Source organism: Paenibacillus sp. NPDC058071, from assembly GCF_042885235.1.
In the GTDB taxonomy this organism is placed as follows: Bacteria; Bacillota; Bacilli; order Paenibacillales; family Paenibacillaceae; genus Pristimantibacillus.
Genome location: NZ_JBHVSK010000001.1, coordinates 35018 through 52654, shown reverse-complemented (window position 1 = coordinate 52654; position 17637 = coordinate 35018). Strand labels below are relative to the sequence as shown.

The following is a 17637-nucleotide window of genomic DNA, read 5'->3' as shown; positions in this document are numbered from 1 at the left end:
CGCTTGAATCATAGAAGGGAAGCAGTGACAGGGAAGTGTTCCCCTCCCCGCCGCTGCCTCCTTCGATTCATTTGTTATTGCTTAATGAAAAACTGTGCCGGGTGACCGTGACCAAGTCCGCGATACTCATCGGACCAGATTCTGTCGCCAGGGATGTTGCGCAAATTGTTCGAAGCAGTAACGAGTACCGGCGTAGGACCGGCGTAACCGATTACCCATTGGTTCTTCTGGTGAAGCTTCACAATTTCGTTGCCAAGCTCGTTGATTTCGTCAAACGATTTGCTTGCTTTGATTTTGTTCCAGATGTTCAAAATTTCAGCAACGTCGCCTTCAGGCTTCACGCCTTCTTTGCCGGCGGATTGCGAGTACAGGCCGTAATGACCGAACCAAGGTGTAATGACGCGAAGCGGAACCATTGTGTCCGGACGGAAAGCTACGTTAACGACCGAGATGTTTTCCGTTGTAATCGGCACTTTGTTTGCGTATTTCATGTCGAAATGCGTACCGCCGTCTACGACTTTCACGTTCGTTTTCAGACCCATGTCCTCGAAGTACTTTTTCAGCAATTCAAGGAATGGAGCTGTGTCTGTTGTCGACTCGATAACAGTCAGCGTTAGGTCGGAACCGTCAGCGTTTGTACGGAAGCCGTCCTTGTCACGGTTCGTCAGGCCAAGCTCATCAAGAATTTGGTTGGCGCGCTCTGGATCATATTTCGTCCATTGCTCTGCCCAGCCTTCTTGATAGCCTTGTACGCCTTTCGGCACAGACGCTTGGACTGCTTCAGCCAATCCGTTGGAGACGATTTCCGATACTTGCGTACGATCTACACCGATCGAAAGCGCTTCCCGGAAACGGATGTCTTGGAACAACTTGCGCAGGTTCGGGTCTTCTGTCGTTTGGTTCAGCTGAATGCCAGCGCTAGACCAAGTCGGCTGTGTCCAAGGGATAAGGCGGTAGTTTCCTTTTTTCTCGTTTTCTTTCAGTACTGTAAAGTCTTTCGCGTCGAACGTGACGAGGTTGTAGTCGCCTGCCATCGTACCGAGCGTTTTTTGGCTAGGGTCTTGAATTTTCGTAGCTACGATACGGTCGAGGTAAGGAAGCTGCTTGCCAGTCTCATCCGTTTTCCAGTAGTACGGGTTACGTTCCATAACGAATTGGTCGCCGTTTGCATCGTTAGTCGGCACCCATGCGCGAAGCGTTGGGATTTGATGGTGCAACCAGTCATAGTAACCGGTTTCAGTCAGGAACACTTTAGGATCCTCATAGCCCCATTGTTTCGTAATTTCCAGCGTCTTAGCATCGCCTACGAATTCCGGAAGAATCGTTTCGTGGAAATGCTTCGGAGCGAAGAACCATTTGTTATCGATCGCTACGCGCTCCAGGAACATTACGCTTGGATATTTATGTGTAACCGTGAATGTGTAATCGTCGACTTTCTTCACTTCGGCCATCGCCTTGTCGCCAGTTACCGGATCAACCGAGTAATAAGCGTCATAGACTTTTTTACCGAACGTTTCTTTCTTCAGCATGTGCTCCCAGTAGAAGATCACGTCGTCAGCTGTGAAAGGAACGCCGTCCGACCATTTCATGCCTTCGCGAAGATGAATCGTAAATACGGTCGAGTCTTCGTTCACTTCATAACCTTTTGCTACGTTCGGTTCAACCTTGTTGCCCTCTTTGTTAAAGCGGAACAGTGCTTCCTCTGTTGGTTGGCCGATGCCCCATTTGTCCGGAACGCCCATCCAAGGCATTTTCCAGTCGCCGCCGTATTGGCCGAGTTCTTCAATGACCGGCTCGATCATGATGTCTTCTTGCTTCGGCATACGCTCTTCGAGCGCCGGGAGCGCACCTTCGCTTACGCGCTTCGCGAGCATTGGCGCTTCTTTCGCACCGTCGTCAGTTACAGCCGGCTTGTTCGTTGATGAGTTTTTGGAGCCGTCAGCCGGAGCGTTGGAGCCTGAGTTCGAGCAACCTGCAGCAATAACGGATATAGCAAGAGTAAGAACGAGCAAAAGCTTACTTCTTTTCAAGTTAACCCCTCCATGAATGATTTATCATTTCTCTGTTTCCCCTGCTGCCTTGCGAAAGTTGTATCTTCACCTCCTTGATTTATTAAACCGGTTTAATTCCAGGGTAAAAATGGTTTGTTGCTTTCTCTGAAGTAGGACCCCGACGAATTAAACCGGTTTAATAGATTTCCAAGTTAAGCGCTTAATGTAAACGCTTTATTTGTATGATACATGGCTTCTCTCTTTCGCGCAACACCTATTTTGCATTCTTGCCAAATATTTTTTTAATGAACTGCGCCCCGCCTCGCTTTCCGGTTAATCGGTTTAATCTCTATCTGTCGCCCCGTGCTTGTCCTCCTTTCAGAACAACCAGAGTCAAATCCCATTCTAAATGCCAATTGTAAGAACGGTATTTTCTTGATGTGGATATTATGTAAAAAAAGCGGGTTTTTCCGTATTCGGAAAAACCCGCCATTGTTACATTTATTATTTGCGGTTAGACTTCAGCTCCGTACGGAACCGGAATTTCGAATCTTCCCCGTACCACATCGGGAAGTTCGTACCCCAAATATTGTTGTGCAGATTGAAATGGAAACCGCCGTCCAGCGAGACGAAGGAATTATCAAATTGCAGCAGACGCTTCTGCCCTGGCGCGACGAGCGCCGAATCGAGCGCTTCGATCGTTGCAGATCCATCCGTTCCTTCGTAGCTCACGCCGCGGTTCAACGCATGCAGGTTACGGTTTCCGTCTTTTACGACGCGCAGCGGCGAAATAGGCGCACCTAACTTGTCCATCGTCCATAGATTCGGATTGTCGACGTTGAGAGCGCAAGCAAACCAGCTCGCTTCAGGCAGACGATTCGCCTCTTTTCCGAACCATTGCAGCGAAACGTCGATCGTACCCGTTTCTTTGAATTGATAGATCAATTCCAGCTCCTTCGGCGCTCCGTACAGCTCATTCGCTTCCACAGGCATGCGGAGCTGCAGCGCAAAGCGGCCGTCGCTCAACTGACGGATATCCGTCAGCACAGGCTTGTAGATCTTATTGCTAGGCAGCGGACGAACGAATTCGAAGCCCGGCTTGCTGAAATCGGCATCCGACCATGGATGCGTGAAAGGAAGATTTTGCATGTAGGTACGGAAATAACGGCCATAATCCTCCGTTCCGAACGTCTCGTAAGCATACGCGCCGAACGAATGGCTTTCGTCCGCCCAACGTTTGCCGTTGCCGTCAACGAGAAGTGCAAGCGATCCGTCTCCAGCGAACGACAGCTGGAAGCCGCCTGCCGTGTACGTCTCATGCGGCAATACCGGACTGCCCGACTCTTCTGTACGGACAGGCTTCAATTGCTCGAACGCTTTTGCAGCTTCCGCTTGTTTCTGTTCATCTAGATAAGAGACGGCCGAATCCACATAGGCTCTTTGCTCTTCCCACGAACGCTCTATCAGGGAATAAGTCCGTTTAGCCGTCTCGGATGCAAACAGACCGCTGGAGTGCTTATCGAACTCATCCATTGCAAACGCGCCGATATAACCGAATTTAGCAGGCATATCGTCCACGTCGATATCGTCGACAACTCGTGCCGCATTGAAATCCTTTTTCGCATAGTTGCGGAAATCAGGCAGCCATTTCTTTACATCCAAGCCCCAAGTATGCTCGGCAACGAGCAGCAAGTCATCGCTCATCGCCTTGTATTCCGCGCTCGATTCCAGCAGTGTTCCTTCGGATACCCATTTGTCGCGCAGGCGCAGCAATTCACGGAATCTTGCAACCTTCATCGGATCGGTGCCTACGCCATGAATCCACGTATCCCCCAATTCCTCACGAACGATAGGCAGTGTGGAGCGTACCGTCTCCAGGCTCGCGGCAAACGCATCTAGCGAAGAGGCTACGATGTCGGCATCCGGATAACGCGCTTGGATTTCCTGGAACTGCTCTTCGATCTCCTGGACGGTCGGTGGGCCGCAGTTGTCTCCGGTATGAGCGAATATCAAAATATCGTCGATGCCGTTGACTTCGACAGCTTCACCGTAAGTGCCTGCATAGTTGACGATGATCTCGCTGCCGTCGTCCGCCTGCCAGCGGAACAATTTCGGCACGTCGGGACGCATCGAGGCGGGATTGACTCCCAAATGCATATATTTAATGCCCGCTTGCTGCATATAAGGAACCATGGATAAGGTATGGCCCGGAACGTCGGTCATTTTCGACGCAATGGTCTGTTTGCCGAATTGCTTGTCCAGCTCTTGGCTGATCGACAGCCCGTAACGGAACAAAGCCGGGTCCATCAGCTCTGTATGCGTTGTGAACGGCAAACCATGCCATACGATATGGCCTCTGCGAATAGCCTTCTCCATTTTTCCCTTGTCTTCTGCGGACGCATTTTCCAAGTAATGACGAATCAGCCATGAGCCCGTCGTCCATACAAATTGAGCTTGACCGCCCTCGGCTTCCAGCCGGTCGGCCAATTCGATTGCTTTCGGAATGTACTCTTCCATATATTGCTTCAGCACATGTGCCGCCAAATTCGTAAACCCGATGTCTAGATGCGTCTTAAAGACGACATGCACTTTTTTTCTGTTATTCATTTGATGTCTTCCTCCGTTAGTATGATTTCCCAGCCGCATGAAGCTTTCTCTCCCCATCCTGTTGTACAGCCATGCCGGCCTTTTGCCCGATTGCAACGGATGCCGAAAGCGCGCTCCCGGCGACGGGAACGGCTTTCGGCACTTTTGCATTGGATAAGCTTATTGGGATATTCGCGTTCTAATCCAGAACGACGTCATTCGTTAAACCGTATTTCTCCTGCGGTCCGGTAGGTCCGTACGCCAGCAGCGGCTGCCCGAAAAAGGAGCCTTCGTTCGGATTGCCCCACCGGTACACCGACAGGCTGTCCGGATTCGTATAGTCTTTATCCAGCCATGTCGGCCACGCATTGCCGAGACCGTTGCCGGTCTCTAAATTCGGATAGTATTGGAACGCTTGCACATTGTTCCATGTATCCCATGCCGTGCCTTGGTTTGTCACATCGATCAATTGAGCGACAACCAACTCTTTGTACACATGGTTGCCCGCATCCTTCCACATCCCGTGAGATCCGAAAGCCGAGTAACCGACCGGATGCGTACCGTTCACTTTCGTCACATCATCCCAACGATAAGTCGTGCCGAACGAATGCGCTCCATAAAACACCTGTACCGGCTTCACGTAATTCGTGCCGTTGTCGGTAAATTTGGCCAGACGGACGGTTATCCGTTCCCAATCGCCGACGTGATCGCCCGCTTCCGTTCCAAGCACCGTTTTGCCCAGATCGTACGGACTGAATTGGAAATACACCAGATCGACGTTGTTGTATTCCTTCTCTACCCAGAACGAGTAAATCGGGGCATTAGCCAAATCTCCCGAGAAATACGGAAGCTTAAGATTGTAAGGAACAAGCGGTGTTTTCGTCTTAATTTCATATTTGCCCGAATTCGCGTTCAAATACCTGTCCACGTATGGAAATGTATATTCGACGGAAGAAGGGAAATATTTCTCGCCCTGCGCGAACCAAATGCGCGGCGCAAAGGTTTCGAGCAGCTCCCGCTTGGAAGTGTCGCTATATGCGTTGCCGGCTACGGCAACGGACGTCGCGTCGAGCGGTGAGATCGCTTCTACCCTAAGGCTTGTTGTCTTGTCGTTGAAGTCGTCCAGGTAGATCGTGTCTGCTGTAACAACCTTTGACGCGCCTTTAAAATTGTAATCATTGTAGAGCGTTACTTTGTAGCCCGGCGCTACGCGGAGCGAAGAAATGTTATCGTTTCCGACGCCGGCCTGCAGATCAGCCCAATCGTACTCGCCAACATCAAAGGTTTGCTCGAACCCTCCGTACGGAGCGTTCGCATAGACCGTCACCGGCAGGTGAGGACCGCCGATCACTTCGACCTTTATGCTCGATGTTGCGTCGTTGAAGTCGTCCAGCCATCCCGCATCCTTCGTCAGCATCTTCTGATCGCCGTTGAAGTTGGAATCTCTGTAAAGCGTTACGCGGTATCCTGGCGCGACCCGAACGGATGATACTTTGTCGTTGCCGACCGTAGAAAGCTGATTGACATTGTAAAAGCCTGGCGATAATTCTTGCGATACGCCGGTAAAGTCGCCGTCCCTGTAAATCGTTACAGGTCCTGCCGCATTGGCTTGCTTGGGCAGCGGCAAAGATGCGGATGCCGCCAAAAGCGAAGCTAACAATACCCATTTGAGTGTTCTCATCATCGGTCTCCTCTACGGAAATGTTATGTCTTCGAATTCCATTGCGGGTCGCTCTAAGTTGTCCAATCGACTTACCTTTACGAAATATCAAACAAAAAATGACAGCGCTTTCTTCTGAATCTCCTCCCCTGCGACAAAGTATCGCTTGCACATTCTCAGACTAATATATGTTACTGATATATACAATCCCTATTTCCGTTGTTTTTCAATGATTTTATTTAAATAATTTATGAAATACAGCTTTATTGTTGATTATTTTCAATAAAACTTGATATAAACTTAATTATGTCACTGATATATAAAAAGACTTCCGACGTCATTTTAACGAGCGCCGGAAGTCTTTTTATGCGTCAAAACTTATCCATTTCGCTGCTTGACTGAGGCCCGTTCCACGATCTCCGTGTTCACCTTAATCGTGACCGCCCCTTCGCGCGAATTTTCCATCCGCTTGAACAATAGGCTTACTGCCGCTTGGCCGAGCTGCTCAGTCGTCTGCCTGGCTGTTGTTAGCGGCACAGGCAGCAGACTGGCGAGCTGAATATCGGAAAATCCGATGATCGACAAGTCGTCCGGCACCTTTTTACCAAGCTCGAACGCTGTATAAAGACAAGAAGTAGCCAAGTAATCGTCTGCGCATAAGACGGCGGTAAGCGCCGGGTTTTGAGAAAGATACGAGGCAATCTGCGGATTGGAGCCGCCGAGACGCTCCATATAATCTTCAGAGCAATTCAGGCAAATGTTGCGGCCGTTCACCGGCAGCGCATGATCTAGCAGCGCTTGCACATATCCGCGATAGCGGTCTTCCCGGCTTGTAACACCGTCAAAGCCCATCGAGATATAGCCGATTTCCTGATGCCCTTTCTCGATTAAATATTGCGTCAAATTGTAGGCGCCTTGATAATGGTCGTGATAAACGCAATCGATCTGGACTTCGCGAAAGATGCGGTCGATAATGACCAGCGGATAATGCAGCAGGTTCAACTCCAGCACTTTCTCGCTGCATTGCGTCCTTCCCCTCGGATACAAAATGATTCCGTCTACCCCGTCGTCGTATAGCGCCTGCAAACTATCGCTTTCGTCCTCTTTGCTCTTCGTCATGCGAACGATAAGGTGGCAATCGGACTTGCGAGCCTCACGCTCGGCGGAAACAATTATTCTCGCGATATAATCGTCCATATTAGGAAAGACGAGCGCAATTCTTCTGAGCGGCTTTTGGACCGCCGCAGCCTCCTTCGAGAGAGCGGTTTCCTGCCAATCGTGTCCGTCATAATCGCCGGAAACGAATGTGCCCCTGCGGGCGAGACGGTACACGATGCCTTCCTTCTCCAATATTTGCAAGGCAAGCTTCGCGGTCATGCGGCTGACGCCGTACAGCTTCGCGATCTCTCCTTCGGACGGAACGGGTTCATGCGGCCGCAGCTTGCGGTTCGCAATTTCTTCCATCACCCTTTTCGCCGTTTGCACATAAAGAAGCGGCTTGCGCTCCGCCTCCCGAGGCTCCTTATCCATGCGGTCCTTCACTCCTTGTCCCCGGCGTTTCTTAGCCGAGCTCGGCGTTCAATCGCTCAACCAGTTCAATCAGCTGCAACGGCTCGCCGATTGTGTAGTCCGGACGTTCCGATTCGTCGGCCGGCGTATGCGGATAACGCGGCGTCCAGTTTTGGAATACGCTCTTAATGCCGAGAGCATTCGCCCCTTTAACGTCTCTGCTCAAGTTGTTGCCGACCATTACGGTGCGGGCAAAATCCGCTTCGGACAAATCAAGAGAACCGATTGCCGCCTTGAACATGCGCGGGCTCGGCTTCTCCACTTTCAGCGGCTCCGAAATAATCATCGTCGTAAAATAGTCGATTAGGCCATGCTGAATAAACACGTTTTTGAATGATTGCACTAATCCGTCCGCTACCAGCGCGATCGTATAGCCTTTCTCGTGAAGCGTTTGCAGCATTTCTTTCGCACCAGGAATGAGATCAGCGCTTACAACAACGCCTTCCTCATCCCGAATTTCCGTCGATTCGTCAACAAGCGTATCCCCGCTATCCAAAAATACAATCAGTTTCTTCTCACTCATGTTTTTCAGCTCCGTCTCTTAGGGTTATTTACTGCCTTAGAGCGCCCGTAGATTCCCTGACGACCATTTCCGGCTGCATGACGATTCGTTGCTTGATTTCATCCGGTTCCGACTGGCCGATCAGCAAACCGAACGCCAGCTTGACCATCTGGTCGATAGGCTGTGCGATCGTCGTAAGCGTCGGATTCGTTACCGTCGATAAAATCGTGTCGTCAAAGCCGATGACCGACATTTGGTCCGGCACTCGCAATCTTGCTTCTTTAGCCGCTTGCAGCGCTCCGATCGCAAGCATATCGTTGCAGCAAAAAAGCGCCGTTGGCCGTTGATCGAACTTCAAAAGCGCAGCCGCGGCCCGCTTTCCATCCTTAATGCTAGACTCGCAGGAAAGAATGCTGTCCTCGCTAAGCGTTATACCTGCTTCGAACAAGCCGAAGCGAAAGCCTCGCACACGCTCCAAGCTGCTGGTCACTTTCATGTTCTCGGCCAATACCGCCATTCGAACATGACCTTTCTCCAACAAATGCTTTGCGGCCAGCGCGCCTCCCCGGAAATCGTCAGTAACGACGCTATGAACGCCGATGGACGACGCTTCCCGCGCAATCATAACGATTGGCAACGACTTCTCCGCCAGCTGCGATAAAATATCGCCGTTTTCCATCCCCGTACCGATGAGAATGCCGTCCACGTTCTTCTGTTCCAGAAGGCGTATATATTTCTCGACTCTTTCGTCGCGATTATCCGTGCTGCACACAATGACGCTATAACCTTCCGAATGGGCCAAATCTTCAACCGATCTGGCGATTTCGGAGAAAAAGGGGTTGGATACGTCGGGAATAAGCAGCCCAATTGTATACGTTTTCTTTCCCATCAACGCAGAAGCGATGACGCTAGGCTGATAGTTCAGCCGCTCCATCACTTTTAATATTTCGTCGCGTCGTTTCTTGCTTACTTTCCCTTTGCCGTTAATCGCGTTGGAGACGGTAGCGATTGAAACGCCCGCCTCCTTCGCGACATCATATATCGTGGTCGCTTTCATGGACAACCTCATTAATATCGCATAGTTAAGGGTTTAACCTAAAACCCTTACTTGGTCAATTATCCGATTATTCCGTTCACTTTGCAACAATTAATCGCGTTCGCGCCGTGAAACGGCAATCGTTAAACCGGCTTTACAATCCACTCGTGATCGGGATCGTTACGGAACTTCCAAACGCGAGTCGGACCGGCCATAACGTTCAAATAATAGACCTGATAGCCCGGAGGCGCCGATACCGGGTGGTAGCCCTTCGGCACGAGTACGACTTCGCCGTCACGGACGGCAAGCGTTTCGTCAAGCGAACGGTCATCCGTATAGACGCGCTGCACAGCAAAGCCCTGCTCCGGCTGAACATGATAGTAATACGTTTCCTCAAGGAACGATTCTTCCGGCAAGTTATCCTGATCGTGCTTATGCGGCGGATAGCTGGACCAGTGACCTTGCGGCGTAAACACTTCAACGACCAGCAGGCTGTCCGCAGCTTTTTGCTCCGGCAAAATGTTATGAATATAACGCTGCGTAACCCCTTCTCCCCGCACCTCTACGCCGACGTCCGACGGAGCGATGAGCCGGGAAGGAAGATTGCCCTTGCCCGGCGCCTTGCACACTGCCAGTTCCAGAGCTGTATTGGCCTTTACTTCGAAACGGTTGTCGTTCGGCACGTATACGGAATAAGGCGGAATTTGTTCGAACACGCTCATACGTTGTCCGATATTGGACCAGGAGCCGTCCGCCGTCGACACATCGGCTTTGCCGCTAAGCAGGACGAGACATACCTCGTCGCCGCCTGTTTCTTGGCTAAGCGCTTCTCCTTCGTTCAAACGGTACACTTCAAATCCGACATAGTCCCAGCCCGCAGATTGAGGCGTCACAGATACAACGGGAACGTCCGCGGAAGCCGGCTGCTTAGGGCTGACAATCAGTTTATTCATAACTTAAGCTCACGGCCTTTCTTTCCATATTTAAATCAATAATTGCTATAAGAGCTATTAGATTTCCGACAATTTAACAGGACGGTTTTCTTGCAACGACAGCTTTGCTGCGCGGGCAATTCTTTCCGCCTGCCAGCCGTCTTCGCCCGTAACCGCTACAGCGTCGCCGCGAACCAGGCTGTTGATGAATTGTTCTGTCTCTTCGATATAAGCAACATTGTAGCGCTCCAGGAAGAAGTGAAGCGGTTTGTCGCTGACAATGCCTTCTGCTGTGCTTAGTACAGCCGTATTAGGGAAATCGTTTCCAGCCACAGAGGAACCTTTGGAGCCGAATGCTTCCACTCGTTGGTCGTAGCCGTATACAGCTTTCCGGCTGCAGTCGATAACGCCAAGCGCGCCGTTAGCGAACTTGAGCGATACGGTTGCCGTGTCGACGTCGCCATGAACGGCGAATACCGGATCGACGAGCACGCTGCCTTGCGCGTATACTTCTTCAACTTCGCTGCCAGACAAAAATCTAGCCATGTCGAAGTCGTGAATCATCATATCCATGAAGATGCCGCCCGACACTTTAATGTAAGCTTCTGGCGGTGGAGCCGGGTCGCGGGACGTAATCTTGATCAGATGCGCATCGCCGATCGCTCCCGATTGGATATGCTCGCGCACGCGTTTGAAGTTGTGGTCGAAACGGCGGTTGAAACCGACTTGCAGCTGAACGCCAGCGTTGCGTACCGCTTCGATCGCTTCTTCCGTCTGCTTAATATCCATGCTCAGCGGCTTCTCGCAGAAAATATGCTTGCCTTGCGCTGCGGCTTGTTTGATTAACGGTACATGCGTATCGGTCGAGGAGCAAATGAAAACGGCGTCGATGTCCGGGTTGTTCAAAATCTCCTCGCTGTTTTTCGTAACGATGGCGATGCCTCTTGCTTGTGCCCATTCCTCTAGCTCAGGGCCTGCGAACAAATCGCTGATAGCCGCAATTTCCGCTTGAGGATGTCTTAATAAATTGTCGGCGTGGATTTTGCCAATTCGGCCTGCGCCGATAATACCGATTTTAACTTTGTTCATGCTCGTCCGCCTCTCTCTATTTCCGCGCTATTCCCGCGCTGCCGAACAGCCGCATTTTGTCGCGTGCCGCCGCTTTAATCGCCTCGCGTGCCGGATTCAAATAATGCCGTGGATCGTAAGTTTCAGGATTCGCCGCAAGGTACTCCCCTACCGCTTTAGTAAATGCGATCTGATTATCGGTATTGACGTTGATTTTGGCTGTTCCGGCCGCAATCGCCTGCCGAATTTCGTCATCAGGCAAGCCGCTGCCGCCGTGCAGCACGAGCGGAAGCCCTGTGCGCTCACGAATTTCTTTCATGCGGTCCAAGCCGAGCTTCGGCTGTCCCCGGTAAGGTCCGTGAACCGAGCCAAGCGCCGGAGCGATGCAATCGATGCCCGTCTCGCGCACCATCAGCACGCAATCCTCCGTCTCTGCGTAGGACGCTTCTGCCTCAAGTACTTCCAGATCATCCTCACGTCCGCCGATTCGGCCAAGCTCCGCTTCAACCGACGCGCCCAGCACGTGAGCAACATCCGTCACCCGCTTCGTAATCTCGATGTTTTCCTCCAACGAATGGTGCGAGGCGTCGATCATGACGGACGTAAAGCCCGCTTTCAGCGCCCGGATGCATACGTCGTAGGAAGAGCCGTGATCCAGATGCAGAGCAACCGGAACGGTGATGTTGTAATGCTCGATTAACGAATTGACCATGCCGGTGATGAACGGCAAGCCGCCCATATAAGGGATGTAGGCTTCGCTCACGCCGAGAATGATTGGAGAAGCTTCCTCCTGCGCGGTCGTTAGAAACGCTTGCGTAAACTCCAGATTGTTCAAGTTGAATTGACCGACGGCGTAGCCGCCCGCATTCGCATCGCGTAGCATGCCGGTCATCGAAACCAATGCCATAATGGGTATTCCCCTTCCTAGCTATGTGAAGCTGTTCGGCCGCCTTTCGGCGGCCTTCCGATTACCAGCGAGTTGTTACCATTTTTTTACGAGTGAAGAACTCTACGCCGTCCGTGCCATTGGCATGAAGATCGCCGTAGAACGATTTTTTCCAGCCCGAGAACGGGAAGAATGCCATTGGCGCCGGTACGCCGAGGTTAACGCCGAGCATGCCCGCGTCGATCGTTTCGCGGAATTGACGCATGTTAGCGCCGCTGCGAGTGAACAGGCAAGCGCCGTTCGCGAACTCGGAGCGGTTAGCCACTTCAATTGCTTCTTCCAGCGTTTCAACGCGCATAACGGACAATACGGGTGCGAAAATTTCGTCTTTCCAAATTTTCATTTCGCTGCTAACGCGGTCGAAGATTGTAGGACCAACGAAGTAGCCTTTCGATTGAGTCGCATCGTCTTTACGGCCGTCGCGTACGAGTACGCCGCCTTCCGACTCGCCGGACTCGATATAACCAAGCGTTCTTTCTTTGTGCGGAGCGCGGATAACCGGTCCGAGGAACGTTCCTTCTTCAAGGCCGTTGCCGATTGTAATGCTGTCAGCTGCAGCCGACAAGCGGTCAACCAGTTCATCAGCAACATCGCCGACAGCGACTACAACGGCGCAAGCCATGCAGCGCTCGCCTGCGGAGCCGAATGCTGCATTGACGATTTCTTTAACCGTCAGATCGAGATCGGCGTCAGGCATAACGATGGAGTGGTTTTTCGCGCCAGCCAGTGCTTGCACGCGTTTGCCGTGAGCTGTACCCGTCGTGTAGACGTACTCGGCAACCGGCTGCGAGCCAACGAACGAAATCGCTTGAATGTTCGGATGCTTCAGAATGCCGTTAACGACATCATGCGCGCCATGAACGATGTTCAGCACGCCTGCAGGCAAGCCTGCTTCGTGGAACAGCTCAGCAAGACGGTTCGCCAGCAATGGCGTACGCTCAGACGGCTTCAGCACGAATGTGTTGCCGACAGCGATCGCAAGCGGGAACATCCAGCAAGGAACCATCATTGGGAAGTTGAACGGCGTGATGCCGCCGACAACGCCGATTGGATAACGGTACATGCCCGACTCCAGGTTGGAAGCGATGTCTGGAAGCTGCTTGCCCATCATGAGATTTGGTGCGCCAGCTGCGAACTCGACGCACTCGATACCGCGTTGTACTTCGCCGCGAGCTTCTGCAAAGCTTTTGCCATTCTCGATCGTGATCAATTTGGCCAGCTCGTCCCAGTTATCAACCAACAATTGCTGGTATTTGAACAAAACGCGAGCGCGGCGCGGAACCGGCGTACGGCTCCACTTTTCAAATGCTTTACGCGCCGTTTGAACGGCTGCGTCTACGTCCTCGTTTGTGGAAAGCGGCACCTCTGCGATTACTTCTTCCGTTGCCGGGTTATACACGTTGTCATATTGCGTTGCGGACGAATCTACCCATTGTCCGCCGATCCAGTTTTTCAACTTCGTTGTCATTGCAATCCCTCGTTTCGATTCTTTTGTTTCGTTCATAAGATGTGTGCTTGTATTTACGTTAGTTTGCGACAATTTCGCCGCGATTGCATTTCTCGATGTATTCTTCAACTTGCTGGACAGAAGGCATCGCGTCCGAACAGCTATGGCTGGAAATGACGATGCATGCCGCCGCGCTGCCGAACTCCATGCTTTTCTCGATCGACAGACCGGACATCAGGCCGTGAATGAAGCCTGCTGCGTACGAATCGCCCGCTCCAAACGTTTTAACCACTTGTGCCGGGTACGATTTCGCGCGCTGTTCTGCGCCATCGGCCGTATAAGCGATCGAGCCGCCTTTGCCGTGCTTAATGATGACGATTTTAGCGAAATGATCGAACCACTTCGAAGCTGTGAAACGGTCGCTATGGTCCGGATTATGCTCAAAACGTTCCATGCTGTCGAATTCTTCTCTCGTGCCGATAATGATGTCGCTCTTCGAGGCAGCCAGGTTGTAATAGACAGCTGTTTCTTCAGCCGACTTCCACGTATATGGACGGTAGTCGATGTCGAGAATAACTGTCGTGCCGTGCTTGCGAGCGTAATCGAGCGCCAGCAGAACAGCTTCGCGCGACGGGCTTGCAGCAAGCGCTGTACCCGAGACGAGCAGCGCCTTGCTGTTCGCAATCAGTTCCTCGTTTACTTCCAGCGAGTTCAAAAGCAAGTCAGCGACGTTGTCACGGTACATCAGAATGCTGCAGTCGGATGGACTTTTAATTTCGGTAAAAGCAAGGCCGGTTACCGCACCTGTTTTATCCGTCACCACATTGCTGGTGTCCATGCCTTCGTTCTCCAAATAACTCTTAATAAAACGACCCATTTGATCGTCGGCGATTTTGCCGATGAACGCCGTTTTATGGCCAAGGCGGCTCATCCCGATAGCGATGTTCGCCGGCGATCCGCCGACATACTTCGTGAACGTCATCGTTTGCTCCATCGGACGGTTGATCTCGTTGGCGTTCAAATCGATGCACAGCCGGCCGATGGCCGTAAAGTCAAACTTCCTTCCGGAAGGAAAATAGTTAGCCGTCATATTATGCGCGCTCCTTCCGCTCCGCAATAGCGTTTAAATGTTGTAATGCTTTCTCTGCATATTCGCGAGCCGGACATACAGCGGGATCCTGTTCGCCTTCAAGAAGCGCCCAGCCGTTATACTTCCGGTCGATCAGTTCGCCGATAATCGGTTCGAAATCGATGTTGCCATCCCCCGGCACTGTAAATACGCCGTTGCGGATGCAGGTGACGAAATCGGAACCTGCCGCTTTTTCTTTTTCCAATCTGTCGACGCGAACGTCCTTCAGATGAACGTAGGCAACGCGAGCGTAATGCTTGCGCAGCAAGCTGACTGGGTCCGCACCGCCGTAAAGCGCATGTCCGGAATCGAACAGCAGGTAGACCGACTCAGGATCCGTCAGCTCCATCAGCTTGTCGATTTCTTCCGGCGTTTCAATCGCAGTACCGCCGTGGTGGTGATACGTCAGCTTCAGACCGTATTCTTGTGCAATGCGTCCTGCTGCGTTCAAACCTTCTACTAAACTCGCCCAACCCGCCTCGTCGAGCGGAATAATTTCCTTCTCGTTCGGCGTGCGGCGCGGATCGAAGTGCAGCGATCCGCCAACCTCGCAGGTACTGATTACTTTACTGCCCATATGCTGCAAAAATTTCGCATGGTCACGGAAAGCTTCCAGCTCTTGCTCACGGTAAGCCGGATCGGAGAACAGAACCGATTTCCACTGCGAGACGAGTTGAATGTTGCGCTTCGACAGCTCTGCTTTCAACACCTCAACGTCGGTCGGGAACTTGCGTCCCATCTCCGTGCCTGTCAGACCGAGCGACTGGATATCGTCAAAAATTTGTTCGTAAGTCGTGTTGTCGCCATGCTCTTTCACGTCTTCTCCGACCCAGTTGATCGGATGAACGCCCAATTGAAACGGAAACTTCGACATTCACTTTTCCTCCTCTATACGCTCGTGCTAGTAAACTCTGGCTTCAGACAGCTTTTCATTCATCGCTTGATGGGCGTCGGTTACTTTCTTGCTCTCGGACACCGCCGGAACACCGACATTCCACCACGATTCATAGCCGCTTGTATTCGTTCCCGCCAAAACCGGAATTTCGATCAGCGTGGTACGCGTTTCAGCCTTCGCCGCGATCAAAGCGTCCCGCAATTGCTCGGCGTTCTCAGCTCTATACGTTGCTGCGCCCAGCGCCTTCGCATGCGCCGAGAAATCGATTGGAAGCGATTCTCCCGTATAACGGCCGGTCGACGCTTCTTTATAGCGGAATTCGTTGCCGAAGCCGTCGCTGCCATTGCCGCGCTGCAAGTTGTGAATGCATTGATATCCGTGATTATCAAATAATAGAATGGTGAACTTGCGTCCTTCTTGCAAGCTGGTCACGAGTTCGGAATGAAGCATCAGGTAGCTGCCGTCGCCTACAACCGCATAGACTTCGCGATCCGGTTCAGCCAACGCCGCACCGAACGCGCCGCTTACTTCGTAGCCCATACAGGAGAAGCCATACTCCATGTGGTAGCCGTGAGGACCAGCTGCGCGCCACAGGCGATGCAAGTCGCCCGGCAAACTGCCCGCCGCGCAGACGATAACGGCTTCTTCACCGATCGTCTCGTTGATGACGCCGAGCGCACGAGTTTGAACGAAGCCATCCTCGCGTTCCAGCGCATACAAGCGGTCAACTTCCGCTTTCCATTCGGCGTTCAACTCCGCTACTTCGCCAGTCTCGTAAGACGTCGAGTAACCTGAGTTTTGAAGCGCTTCGCTTAACAGCTTGATGGACTCTTTCGCGTCGCCGGCGAGCGATGCGCCGTCCAGCTTCACTCCGTCCATCCGATTGATGTTCAAGTTAAGGAACGCTGCTTCTTCGGCGAACGCCCATTTGGAGGACGTCGTGAAATCCGAATACCGCGTACCAATGCCGATAATAAGATCGGCTTGACGAGCAAGGCGGTTAGCCGCGATCGAACCGGTTACGCCAACGCCGCCGACGTTTTGCGGATTCGCCCAATGAAGCGAGCCTTTACCTGCCTGAGTCTCCGCTACCGGAATGCCGAATTGCTCTGCAAATTTGGCGAGTTCAGCCGAAGCCTCCGAGTATTTCACGCCGCCGCCGGCAATAATCAGCGGTTTGCGCTTCGATGCGACAAGTGCGAGCGCGCGGCTCAGCGACTCGGCAGAAGGCTGCTGGCGCTCGATATAGTGAACGCGTTTCTCGAAGAAGGATACTGGATAATCATAGGCTTCCGCCTGTACGTCCTGCGGCAGCGCAAGCGTAACCGCTCCCGTCTCCGCTGGATCAGTCAATACGCGCAGCGCATTGATCGCCGAGCTCATCAGCTGTTCTGGACGAACGATGCGGTCCCAGAATTTGCTGACCGGCTTAAAGCTGTCAGCCGCCGAAATCGTATAATCGTGACCAACCTCCAGCTGCTGCAATACCGGATCCGGCTGTCTTGTTGCGAAGTTGTCGCCTGGAAGCAGCAACAGCGGAATGCGGTTAACCGAAGCTGTGCCAGCTGCAGTGACCATATTCAATGCACCCGGTCCAATGGACGTCGTGCAAGCATAAATTTGTCTACGATTCAATTGTTTCGCGTAGGCAGTGGCAGCGTGCGCCATCCCCTGCTCGTTCTTCCCTTGTACAAACTCCAAGCTGCCCGGACTTCTCTCCAGCGCTTCGCCGATGCCTGTTACGTTACCGTGGCCGAAAATGCCCATAACACCCTTCACAAACTTCGTTTCAACGCCGTCAAAGGAAACGTACTGCTGATCTAGAAATTTCAATAAGGCTTGTGCCATTGTTAAACGAATCGTTTTCATCGTATCC

13 protein-coding genes are annotated in these 17637 nt (G+C 52.2%); all 13 read right to left on the bottom strand.

What is annotated here, in order from left to right:
• Window positions 1–74: 74 nt before the first annotated feature.
• The 13 genes from ACFVTB_RS00205 to iolD all read right to left on the bottom strand — a co-directional run bounded on the left by ACFVTB_RS00205 (window position 75) and on the right by iolD (window position 17630).
• Window positions 75–2030, bottom strand: a complete 1956-nt coding sequence (locus tag ACFVTB_RS00205; RefSeq protein WP_387743395.1) for an ABC transporter substrate-binding protein — start codon at window positions 2028–2030, stop codon at window positions 75–77.
• 465 nt (window positions 2031–2495) lie between these two features.
• Entirely contained in the window at window positions 2496–4598 is a 2103-nt protein-coding gene (locus tag ACFVTB_RS00200; protein ID WP_387743393.1) for a DUF5054 domain-containing protein, read from the bottom strand.
• Window positions 4599–4776: 178 nt separating this feature from the next.
• The gene (locus tag ACFVTB_RS00195) at window positions 4777–6261 is read right to left on the bottom strand and encodes a Vps62-related protein (protein WP_387743390.1); all 1485 of its coding nucleotides are present in this window, start codon (window positions 6259–6261) and stop codon (window positions 4777–4779) included.
• A gap of 354 nt (window positions 6262–6615) precedes the next feature.
• Entirely contained in the window at window positions 6616–7767 is a 1152-nt protein-coding gene (locus ACFVTB_RS00190) for a GntR family transcriptional regulator (protein WP_387743388.1), read from the bottom strand.
• 31 nt (window positions 7768–7798) lie between these two features.
• Complete coding sequence (locus ACFVTB_RS00185; protein WP_387743385.1) at window positions 7799–8329, bottom strand: HAD family hydrolase; 531 nt, start codon at window positions 8327–8329, stop codon at window positions 7799–7801.
• A 28-nt stretch (window positions 8330–8357) separates the two neighbouring features.
• Complete coding sequence (locus ACFVTB_RS00180; protein ID WP_387743382.1) at window positions 8358–9365, bottom strand: LacI family DNA-binding transcriptional regulator; 1008 nt, start codon at window positions 9363–9365, stop codon at window positions 8358–8360.
• 122 nt (window positions 9366–9487) lie between these two features.
• Complete coding sequence (gene iolB / locus ACFVTB_RS00175; protein WP_387743379.1) at window positions 9488–10297, bottom strand: 5-deoxy-glucuronate isomerase; 810 nt, start codon at window positions 10295–10297, stop codon at window positions 9488–9490.
• Between the two features lie 57 nt (window positions 10298–10354).
• Window positions 10355–11365, bottom strand: coding sequence for an inositol 2-dehydrogenase (gene iolG, locus ACFVTB_RS00170; RefSeq protein WP_387743376.1), 1011 nt, complete (start codon window positions 11363–11365; stop codon window positions 10355–10357).
• Between the two features lie 16 nt (window positions 11366–11381).
• Window positions 11382–12251: a class II fructose-1,6-bisphosphate aldolase gene (gene fba, locus ACFVTB_RS00165; protein ID WP_387743373.1), complete on the bottom strand. Its 870-nt coding sequence runs from the start codon at window positions 12249–12251 to the stop codon at window positions 11382–11384.
• 61 nt (window positions 12252–12312) lie between these two features.
• Complete coding sequence (locus tag ACFVTB_RS00160) at window positions 12313–13758, bottom strand: CoA-acylating methylmalonate-semialdehyde dehydrogenase (protein ID WP_387743370.1); 1446 nt, start codon at window positions 13756–13758, stop codon at window positions 12313–12315.
• 58 nt (window positions 13759–13816) lie between these two features.
• Complete coding sequence (gene iolC / locus ACFVTB_RS00155) at window positions 13817–14827, bottom strand: 5-dehydro-2-deoxygluconokinase (RefSeq protein WP_387743367.1); 1011 nt, start codon at window positions 14825–14827, stop codon at window positions 13817–13819.
• Window position 14828: 1 nt separating this feature from the next.
• Window positions 14829–15740 carry a myo-inosose-2 dehydratase gene (gene iolE, locus ACFVTB_RS00150; RefSeq protein ID WP_387743365.1) on the bottom strand — a complete coding sequence of 304 codons (912 nt, stop codon included), beginning with the start codon at window positions 15738–15740 and terminating at the stop codon, window positions 14829–14831.
• A gap of 27 nt (window positions 15741–15767) precedes the next feature.
• Complete coding sequence (gene iolD / locus ACFVTB_RS00145) at window positions 15768–17630, bottom strand: 3D-(3,5/4)-trihydroxycyclohexane-1,2-dione acylhydrolase (decyclizing) (RefSeq protein WP_387743362.1); 1863 nt, start codon at window positions 17628–17630, stop codon at window positions 15768–15770.
• Window positions 17631–17637 lie beyond the last annotated feature (7 nt).

What these genes read in the sequence shown, in the direction of transcription:
- iolC (WP_387743367.1), bottom strand. Translation starts at nt 14,827, where the DNA reads ATGACGGCTAACTATTTTCCTTCCGGAAGGAAGTTTGACTTTACGGCC.
- ACFVTB_RS00195 (WP_387743390.1), bottom strand. Translation starts at nt 6,261, where the DNA reads ATGATGAGAACACTCAAATGGGTATTGTTAGCTTCGCTTTTGGCGGCA.
- fba (WP_387743373.1), bottom strand. Translation starts at nt 12,251, where the DNA reads ATGGCATTGGTTTCGATGACCGGCATGCTACGCGATGCGAATGCGGGC.
- iolB (WP_387743379.1), bottom strand. Translation starts at nt 10,297, where the DNA reads ATGAATAAACTGATTGTCAGCCCTAAGCAGCCGGCTTCCGCGGACGTT.
- iolE (WP_387743365.1), bottom strand. Translation starts at nt 15,740, where the DNA reads ATGTCGAAGTTTCCGTTTCAATTGGGCGTTCATCCGATCAACTGGGTC.
- ACFVTB_RS00180 (WP_387743382.1), bottom strand. Translation starts at nt 9,365, where the DNA reads ATGAAAGCGACCACGATATATGATGTCGCGAAGGAGGCGGGCGTTTCA.
- iolG (WP_387743376.1), bottom strand. Translation starts at nt 11,365, where the DNA reads ATGAACAAAGTTAAAATCGGTATTATCGGCGCAGGCCGAATTGGCAAA.
- ACFVTB_RS00200 (WP_387743393.1), bottom strand. Translation starts at nt 4,598, where the DNA reads ATGAATAACAGAAAAAAAGTGCATGTCGTCTTTAAGACGCATCTAGAC.
- ACFVTB_RS00190 (WP_387743388.1), bottom strand. Translation starts at nt 7,767, where the DNA reads ATGGATAAGGAGCCTCGGGAGGCGGAGCGCAAGCCGCTTCTTTATGTG.
- iolD (WP_387743362.1), bottom strand. Translation starts at nt 17,630, where the DNA reads ATGAAAACGATTCGTTTAACAATGGCACAAGCCTTATTGAAATTTCTA.
- ACFVTB_RS00185 (WP_387743385.1), bottom strand. Translation starts at nt 8,329, where the DNA reads ATGAGTGAGAAGAAACTGATTGTATTTTTGGATAGCGGGGATACGCTT.
- ACFVTB_RS00160 (WP_387743370.1), bottom strand. Translation starts at nt 13,758, where the DNA reads ATGACAACGAAGTTGAAAAACTGGATCGGCGGACAATGGGTAGATTCG.